Below are 8,700 nucleotides of genomic sequence, written 5' to 3' on the forward strand. Positions count from 1 at the left end.
GTGCCCGAATAAACCCCGTCGCCGGTCGTCGACGCGACCGTGATCGAGCCGCCGAGGTTGAAGTCGTTGCCCGGCGCGCCCGAATTGGTGAGCATCACCGTTCCCGGGCTGCTGACGGTCATCAGCAGCGTCTGCAGCGGATTGTTGGCGTTGGTCAGCGTGACGTTGGGCGCGGTGATGGTCACCAGCTGGTTGTTGGTGCCGCGAGCATTGTAGCGCGCCGCCTGCACCGCGCCGGAGCAGGTGACGTTGGCGTTGGCGCAGCTCAGCACCCCCGCCTGCGAAACGCCGACGACCGCACCGGCCCAAGCACCGGCGCCCGACAGGAGAACCGTGCCGAGATCGAGATTCTGGACCCAGGTCAGGGTCAGCGGCTTGACGATCTTGACGGTCGCCGTCGCATTTTGCGTCGGACCGACCGGCGCAGCGAACGCCGGCGTGGCGGTCAGTGCAAGCGCGGCAACCGCCGCTAGGTTACGAAGAAGTTTCATGTGTCTAATCCCCACTGAAGTCCCCGGCTGTCCCGAGCCGTGGGTCATCCGTGAATCCGTCATTAACCCTGTTCGCTTGCGGCTTTGCTCAAGGACATGGTTAACGGCGCGTTGACGATTGATCCGAAGTGGGTCGAATACTGAGCGCCAGTCGACCAACGAACTCGTCGAGCGCCTGATGGGCCGCGACCCCGCCCAGCGCTTCGCCTTCATCCAGGACTCGGCGGCGGCGGTGGATGAGGGGCTTTCGATGCCTGATCTCGGGGTGTAACAATACGTATCTGCTGCGGAAGGTTGTGATGACTGCTGTACGCGTTCCGCTCGACCCTAAAATTCGCTTTATCATCGCAGTACCTGATTGGCGCCCGGAAGAGGCGACGCCCTTTCAGGGTTTCGCGTACAGCCTGTGTCAAAACAGTGGACTCCTTCGTTTCGTTCAGCAGATGCCCACGGACATTTTCGAGCTCACACCGGAGCGATTGCCGATCCGGATTGGGCGCCGAATCGCGGGTCAAACACCTATCAACTGGTATGGGCAGTCGCCGCGAGCGCTGAAGTCGCTGCCGTTTCCTCTGGAGTCGCCCTTCACCGTCATCATGCTCGACCGAAGTGAAAATGTGTCCGATTATGTAAAATGGAGGGCCAACTCGCCGGGTATTCCAACGTTTGTGGCAGTAGAAGGAGGTGATCTTCTCTATTCAGAGCTTTCATTTGAAAGCTTACAGCAGCGCTTCTTGGACGTTTGCGGTCAGCTCGCGGGGAGGCCTCTCGAGAATCTCGGCGAGGCAGCTGCAGCGGTAGCGGCTTGGGAACAACCGAAAGAGCGTAAGCTGTCGTACGAGATCGGCGGTCACGGCACAATCTTCCCGAACGCCTCGGTTCTCCATGTCTGCGGTTATCGGACTGTTGGAGCGAAACCTTATTCCCGGCACAGCGAAGGCGAGGCAGCTCACATTGAGCAGATCGTCCTGACGACCAACAGCGTCCTGGACGAACGGGAAGCAAACCCACCGAGTGTGGCCAATCGGGTTTACCCGAGGTCACCGGACTTGAATCTCTTTTGTCCTGCCACGTACGACCTCAAGTCCGCGTTCGAGTTCCGACCGGGCGTTGATCGGGCGGTGCGCCGGCAAATGAAGATCGCGCTCAAATTGCTTGAGAGGCAGTCTACCTACTTCTTCGAAACCACGACCCAAGCTCAAAACGAAGTTATGATAGGAACAACGAGCGAGGCATTGGCTAACGGCGGACAACCAAAGCTCAGCCCGGTGTTCTTCATGAGACAGCGAGAAGTGTGGCTCGCCATAGAGGCGGTAAGCTGTTTGGCTGTTTCGGAGGTTGGCAGCGTTGTGCGACTGCCCAACCGGATTAATCTGACGCGTGGTCTCGTTCGCCAGTTCGCCCAGCATTATAGGGCCGAACGTCCGCAAGTCTTAAAGCGAAGCGAGCTCTTCCGCGGTGTCCAGCGAGCGCTAGCTGACGGATTTCCAGCCGAGTTTCGCGAGTTGGTAAATCGATCAGCCGATGGCATTCGGATTATCGCGGATGCGCACGTTGAATGGCTCGATGTGGGCGGCTTCCCATTGGGTTTGCGCTATAACGTGTCGCGCATTCCCGTGACACCGGGCAACTTGTTTATCGACGTCTTATCCGCACCCCCGCAGATCCAGGCTACGCCCGAGGATTTCTATGACATTCTCGTGATCAGTGGCTTGCCGGAAGCGGATATCATTGCTCAGCAATTCAAGAAAGCCTTCGAGGTTTTCGGGGAGCTTTGGGAGGAAAAGCTCCGAATAAAGCTGGTCCGTGTTAGCTCAAGGCAGGAGTTAGTCGACGCCATCAATGCGTTCGAGGGCATGCTCATGGTTTTTGACGGGCATGGATCTCACAACCCAGACTATCCGGGCCTGCTATGGTTGGGCGATGAAGCGGTGAATGTTTGGGACCTTCGCGGCGAGGTCAACCGGGCTCCGCCAATCGTCATCCTGAGTGCATGCGACACCCACGCTGCCGACCGCAATCATGCGACCGTCGCTAATGGGTTCTTGGCGTTGGGATGCCGGGCAGTTCTCGCGTCAGTATTCCCGCTTCACGCTTCGCAGGCAGCCGTGTTCACGGCTCGGTTGCTGTACCGAGTGTCAGAGTTCGTCCCAGCGGCAGTTGGGATGTTCAAACGATCGCTCACTTGGCTTGAAGTCGTTTCCGGCATGCTGCGTCGGCAGCTCACAACGGACATCCTTCGGCATCTTGAAAGTGTTAATTTGATACCTGACAAAGACTCGATGGCGGTGCACCAGTCAGTGACGAACCTAGCCGATGTGGGTGGCAGCGATGATCCCCTTTCAGATGTACATCAGGCTCTTCTCGACTACGGCATACCGCCGGACCGCTTGTCGCAGGAAATCCAGCGAGCTGTCGCGTCATCGAGCACGATCAGTTACCTTCATCTAGGCCGTCCCGAGACGATCCTGATAAACACCGTTAAAAATCTGGAAGAGGTCGCAGGTCTTACTGCAGCTTAGGACTCCAATTGCGGTGACTACGGTGAAAGCGCACCAACTGGCTAAGCCCATAGCCGTTAAAAATCGCTTTCCTACACCCACCCATTTGGTTCATACTGCGCGACTCACGAATGCAGGAGAGGTTCATGGCGTGCAGGGTCGCAAGGGACATGACGGTCGAGGAGTTCGATGCCTGGTCCGCCGCGCGCAAGCGGACCGCCGCCGTCGCCGAGAGCGCCGAGGAGGATGGCGGGCCACGGCTGTCGCTGGTGCCCGTGCCCGACCAGCAGGACGCCTGGCCGACCGACCTGCTTGCGCCTGCGCCATTGCCTGAAGGCGCCGCCGCCCCACCGGATGAAAGCGCGCTCGGCCAGCCGCCGGTGCCGGCCATGCCGTTCGACGGCGTGCCGCTCGACGATAGCCGCAACCGCCTCGCCGGATGGAGCGCCGATCGCCAGCGCCTGTTCCTCACCCATCTCGCCGAGACCGGCTCGGTCCATCTCGCCTGCGGTTCGGCGCGGCTGTCGGCGCGCGGCGCTTATCGCCTGCGGGCCCGCTCGCCGGCCTTCGCACGCGGCTGGGACATGGCGCAGCGCCTGTCGGTCGGGCGGCTGTCGGCGATCGCCTTCGACCGGGCACTCAACGGCCGGCTCGAGCAGGTCTATCGCGACGGCGAGCTGGTCGCCGAGCGCCGGGTGCCCAACGACAAGATGCTGATGTGGCTGCTTGCCCGGCTCGATCCGAAGCGCTTCGCCATGCCGTGGGAGCAGCGCGGCGACGCTGACCCCCAGGCCGAAGCCGTCGCCGCCTTCCCCGCTTTGCTCGACGCCATCACCGACACGCCGGCGTGAACAAGGGGCGCAACGGCCCGCCGTTGCAGGCGTTGGTCAGTGGGAACATTGGGAACATTGGGCTCGCGATGTCCGGGGTCCATCGGAGCGGTCGCTCCGTCGACGTCACTCCGCCTGCGAAAAGTCGCCGGATGCGATATAGTCGGGCGTCATCACGGCGCCCGATTTGGTCTTGGATTTGACCGGTTGCAGCAGCTTGAGGTTGAACTGGTCGTTGAACTGGACGCCAAATTGCGTCCCTTTCGCCCAGCGGACCACGCCGTTGACCAGTCCGCCGACGGCGAAGTCGAGGCGAACTTCGGCCCCGACGGCCAGCTCGATCCGGCATTCGACCAAAGCGCCACCACCCGAAATGTTGCGCAGCCGCGCGCCCATCACTTGCCCGTCGTAATGGAGCAGCGCCGCGCGGATGATGCGGACGCGCGATTCGCGGGCTTTCGAAAAGCCGTCCGGCCGCACCAGGCTCGCGTTGCCGGCGAACGCCAATGCATCCTCGGCCGACATCGGCTTGCCAAAGATATAGCCCTGGACCAGCGAGCAGCCGAGATTGCGGACGAGCAGCAGCTCGTCCTGGGTTTCGACGCCCTCGGCCGTGGTCTGCATCTTGAGGTCCGAGGCAAGCCCGATTATGGCCCGGATCAGCGCCGCATTGCGGCTATCCGGATCGGACGCGCCGCGGACGAACGACTGGTCGATCTTGATCTTGTCGAACGGCACGCGGAGCAAATAGCTCAGGCTCGAATAGCCGGTCCCGAAGTCGTCGAGCGCGAGTTTGACACCGATCTTTTTCAAGCTGCCGATCATCGCGTGGATATGCTCGTCATTGCTGAGCAACACGCCTTCGGTAATCTCGAGCTCGAGGCGCTTGGCGGCCAGCCCGGCGTCGCTCAACGCCGATCGGACCGTCGCCGGCAAGGCGTGCGCCTTGAACTGGATCGGGGACAGATTGACCGCGACCGACACTTGCTGGGGCCATTTGGCGGCTTCGGTGCAGGCGGTGCGTAGCACCCACTCGCCAATCTCGTTGATCAGGCCGATTTCCTCGGCGAGCGGAATGAACAGCACCGGGCTAACCGGCCCATGCTCGGGATGGTCCCAGCGGAGCAAGGCTTCAAACCCGGTCAGCGCTTCGCTCGACGCATCGACGCTGGGTTGGAACACCACCCTCAGCTGGCCTTTTTCGAGCGCCACGCGAAGGTCCGATTCCATGACTTGCCGATGGCGCGCGGCGTCGTGCATTTCGGGCGCGAAGAAGCGGAACGTGCCCTTCCCCGCGGCCTTGGCGGCGTACAAGGCAAGATCGGCATCGCGCATCAGATCGTCGGACGTGCGATCGTCATAGTCGGACGTGACGATGCCGACCGATGCCCCGATCGACACGACAGTGGCGTTGATCGTGTACGGCCGCGACAGACTGTCGATGATCCCTTGCGCCAGTTTCGACAAATCTTCCTTGCCCGACGTCGCCGGCAGGACAATTTCGAATTCGTCGCCACCGAGGCGGCCGACTTGCCCCAGCTCGCCGACTTCGTCGCGCAACCTCAGCGAAACCAGGCGCAGCAACGTGTCGCCGGCCGGATGGCCGAGTGTGTCGTTGACCGCCTTGAACCGGTCGAGGTCGAGCAGAAACACCGAGCAGCGATGCTTGCGCCGCGCCGCGCTGACCAGCGCATCGTCGAGCGCCCGGCGGAGGACCTCGCGGTTGGGCAGTCCGGTCAGCGAATCCTGGCGCGCCAGCCGGTCGAGTTCGACTTCCGATTGGCGCATCTTGGTCAGGTCGGAGGCAAAGCCGCGAAACCCGAAGAAGCGGCCGACCTCGTCATGGACCGGCCGGCCCGAGATCGACCACCAGGTTTCATTCTTGGTCTTGGCCCGGACAATGAGGTCCTGAAAGGCGACGTGCGACGACAGATAAAACCCCAGCGTCCGTTCCGACGTGGCCCCGCCGTCGGCGACTTCGGCCGAAATCAAATCGGTGAATGGACGATTGATGAGGTCGCTGGGTTCGCGCCCGACGACGCCGGCGACGCTGTCGCTGATATAGGACAAGGTTCCATCGCGGGTGGTCTCCCAGAACCAGCCCTTTTCGCTGTTCTCGAATTCCTGGATCAGGCCTTCGGCGCGCGACGTATCGGGACGCGATTCATCATGGCCGGATTGGCCACCCGATCGCAGCATTCGTCTGATCGTGCCCACGCCTGCACCTCGTCCAAGTCCGGCCTATGCGCGAATCTGGTTTAAATTAGGTTAGAATTGGGCATTTAATTCGCCGTTGCGGGCCATGGCGACTTGGGGGCCATTTTCTGACAGGAACAGGCGATGGCGAAACCCGAAGCTGCCGCGAGCGACCATCCGCCGACGATTTCCCGCGCCTCTTTGGCCATCGCGGCGTTCTCGACCGTCGTCGAATGGTATGATTTCACGCTCTACCTGTATTTCTCGACGGTCTTGTCGCGGGTGATCTTCGGCGGCGGCAGCGGGGCGCTGCTGACGACCTTGGGCAGCTTTGCGATCGCCTATCTGATGCGGCCATTGGGCGCGGTGTTCTTCGGCCACATCGGCGACCGCCACGGTCGGCGGCACATGCTGCTCATCTCGGTCGCGGTGATGACCGCGGCGATGCTGGCAACAGCACTCCTCCCGACCCACGCGCAGGTCGGGGCCGCGGCCAGCTGGGGGCTGTTCCTGCTGCGCTGCGTGATGGGCTTCTCGGTCGGCGGCGAATATACCGGGGTGGTCGCTTATCTGCTCGAAGGCGCGCCGCCACACCGCCGCGGCCTGATCGCCTCCTCGGCCTCGGCGGCGAGCGAAATCGGGGCGCTGCTCGCGGTCGGCGTTTCGGCCCTGACGGTCGCGTCGATGAGCGAGGCCGACCTCGCCAGCTGGGGCTGGCGGATCCCGTTCCTGGTCGGCGCGGCCTTGGCGGGCAGCGTCTGGATCGCCCGCTCGACGATGGAGGAATCCCCCGAATTCCACCGCCAGCAAGCCGCCGGCACCGTCCCCGACAGCCCGCTTCGCCACAGCCTCAGGCATCACCGCGGCGCCATCGGCCGCGCGTTTGCCATCTCGGCGCTGGGATCGATCACTTATTATGTCGGCATCACCTACGTCCCCGCCTTCCTGACCTCGGCCGGCAAGTTGAGCGAAGGCGTTGCGCTGTGGCTGTCGACCGCCGCCGCGGTGATGGTCATCCTGGTCACGCCGGGGATCGGCCTGCTGTCGGACCGGATCGGGCGCAAACCGGTGCTCGCCCTCCTCGCCCTCGCCAATATCATCCTGCCGATCACCATGTTCTCGGCTATGGCGAGCGGTTCGCACGTCCAGGCGCTGCTCGGGGCGCTGATGCTGGCCGCGCTCGCCGGCGGCGTCAGCGCGGTCGGCGCGGTCGCCACCGCCGAGCAATTCCCGGGCGAAGGCCGCGTCACCGGCCTGGCGCTCGGCGCGACCGGCGCCACCGCCATCTTCGGCGGGCTGACGCCGTGGCTCGCCCAATGGCTGGTCGAGCGCACCGGCTGGGGACAAGCGCCCGGCGCGATGATCGCCATCGTCGGCCTATGCGTCCTGCCGCTGTTCCTGATGATGAAGGAAACGCGCCCCGTCTCGTCTTTGCCATGATTGGCTGCTAGGCGCCCATTCATGCTGACCATCTCCGGAATCACGGTGCGCCTTGGCGGGCGGACAATCCTCGACCGCGCGACCGCGGCGATCCCGCCGGGCAGCCGCGTCGGGCTGATCGGCCGCAACGGCGCCGGCAAGTCGACATTGCTGAAGGTCATCATCGGCCAATTGGAAGCCGATGAGGGCGACATCGAGATGCCGCGCCGGACCCGGCTGGGCTATATCGCGCAGGACGCGCCGTCGGGCAGTGCGACCCCGTTCGACACCGTGCTGGCCGCCGATACCGAGCGCGCGGCGCTGCTGGCCGAGGCCGAGCATTGCCACGACGCCCACCGCCTCGGCGACCTCCACGACCGCCTGATCGCGATTGACGCTTATGCCGCCGACGCCCGCGCCGCCCGCATCCTCTTGGGCCTCGGCTTCGACGAGACTATGCAGCTCCAGCCGCTCGACAGTTTTTCGGGCGGGTGGAAGATGCGCGTCGCGCTCGCCGCTCTGCTGTTCTCCAAGCCCGACGTGCTGCTGCTCGATGAGCCTTCCAACCACCTCGATCTCGAAGCGACGCTGTGGCTCGAGAATTTCCTGAAAAGCTATGACGGAACGCTGATCGTCATCAGCCACGAGCGCGACCTCCTCAACAATGTCGTCAACACCATCGCCCACCTCGAACGCGGCAAGATCAGCCTTTATTCGGGCAATTACGACGGGTTCGAGAAACTGCGCGCCGAGCGCGTGGCGCAGATCGCCGCGGCGCAGGCGTCGCAGAATGCCCAGCGCGCCCGCCTGCAGGATTATATCGCCCGCAACAGCGCCCGCGCCTCGACCGCCAAGCAGGCCCAGTCGCGGGCCAAGATGCTGGCCAAGATGCAGCCGATCGCCGCGTTAGCCGACGATCCCAGCCTGAGTTTCGACTTCCCCTCGCCGAGCGAGCTTCGGCCGCCGCTGATCACGCTCGACATGGCCAGCGTCGGCTATGCCGCCGACACGCCGGTGCTGCAGAGATTGAATTTGCGCATCGACCCCGACGACCGCATCGCGCTGCTCGGCCGCAACGGCAATGGCAAGACAACCCTCGCCCGCTTGCTCGCCGCCCAGCTCGCGCCGATGGCCGGCGAAATCCACGCCTCGGGCAAAATGAAGGTCGGCTATTTCACCCAATATCAGGTTGAGGAGCTGCACGGCGACGATACGCCGCTCCAGCACATGACCCGCGCCATGACCGGCAAGACCCCGGCCGCG

The 8,700-nt window shown here is 63.5% G+C and carries 7 protein-coding genes; 5 read left to right on the top strand and 2 right to left on the bottom strand.

Going from position 1 to position 8,700, the window contains the following annotated elements; all coding sequences use genetic code 11:
• Positions 1-491: DUF4402 domain-containing protein (locus tag RMO25_RS09140; protein WP_309662294.1), on the bottom strand; the 491-nt coding region annotated here is incomplete at its 3' end.
• Positions 492-609: 118 nt separating this feature from the next.
• Between RMO25_RS09140 and RMO25_RS09145 the strand changes: the two genes are divergently transcribed.
• The 3 genes from RMO25_RS09145 (at position 610) to RMO25_RS09155 (ending at position 3,843) form a co-directional block, all read left to right on the top strand.
• Entirely contained in the window at positions 610-762 is a 153-nt protein-coding gene (locus tag RMO25_RS09145; protein ID WP_309662295.1) for a hypothetical protein, read from the top strand.
• A 28-nt stretch (positions 763-790) separates the two neighbouring features.
• Positions 791-3,013 carry a CHAT domain-containing protein gene (locus RMO25_RS09150; RefSeq protein ID WP_309662296.1) on the top strand — a complete coding sequence of 741 codons (2,223 nt, stop codon included), beginning with the start codon at positions 791-793 and terminating at the stop codon, positions 3,011-3,013.
• A 125-nt stretch (positions 3,014-3,138) separates the two neighbouring features.
• Positions 3,139-3,843: a hypothetical protein gene (locus RMO25_RS09155; protein WP_309662297.1), complete on the top strand. Its 705-nt coding sequence runs from the start codon at positions 3,139-3,141 to the stop codon at positions 3,841-3,843.
• A gap of 105 nt (positions 3,844-3,948) precedes the next feature.
• Here the strand turns inward: RMO25_RS09155 and RMO25_RS09160 are convergent, their stop codons facing one another.
• Positions 3,949-6,021, bottom strand: a complete 2,073-nt coding sequence (locus RMO25_RS09160; RefSeq protein ID WP_309662298.1) for an EAL domain-containing protein — start codon at positions 6,019-6,021, stop codon at positions 3,949-3,951.
• Positions 6,022-6,162: 141 nt separating this feature from the next.
• On the opposite strand from RMO25_RS09160, the gene RMO25_RS09165 reads away from it, so the two are divergent.
• Both RMO25_RS09165 and RMO25_RS09170 read left to right on the top strand, forming a co-directional pair.
• Positions 6,163-7,458: an MFS transporter gene (locus tag RMO25_RS09165; RefSeq protein ID WP_309662299.1), complete on the top strand. Its 1,296-nt coding sequence runs from the start codon at positions 6,163-6,165 to the stop codon at positions 7,456-7,458.
• 21 nt (positions 7,459-7,479) lie between these two features.
• A partial coding sequence (locus RMO25_RS09170) for an ABC-F family ATP-binding cassette domain-containing protein (protein WP_309662300.1) occupies positions 7,480-8,700 on the top strand: 1,221 nt, incomplete at its 3' end.

The sequence above is a fragment of the Sphingomonas sp. genome (assembly GCF_031361285.1).
Taxonomy (GTDB): Bacteria; Pseudomonadota; Alphaproteobacteria; order Sphingomonadales; family Sphingomonadaceae; genus Sphingomicrobium.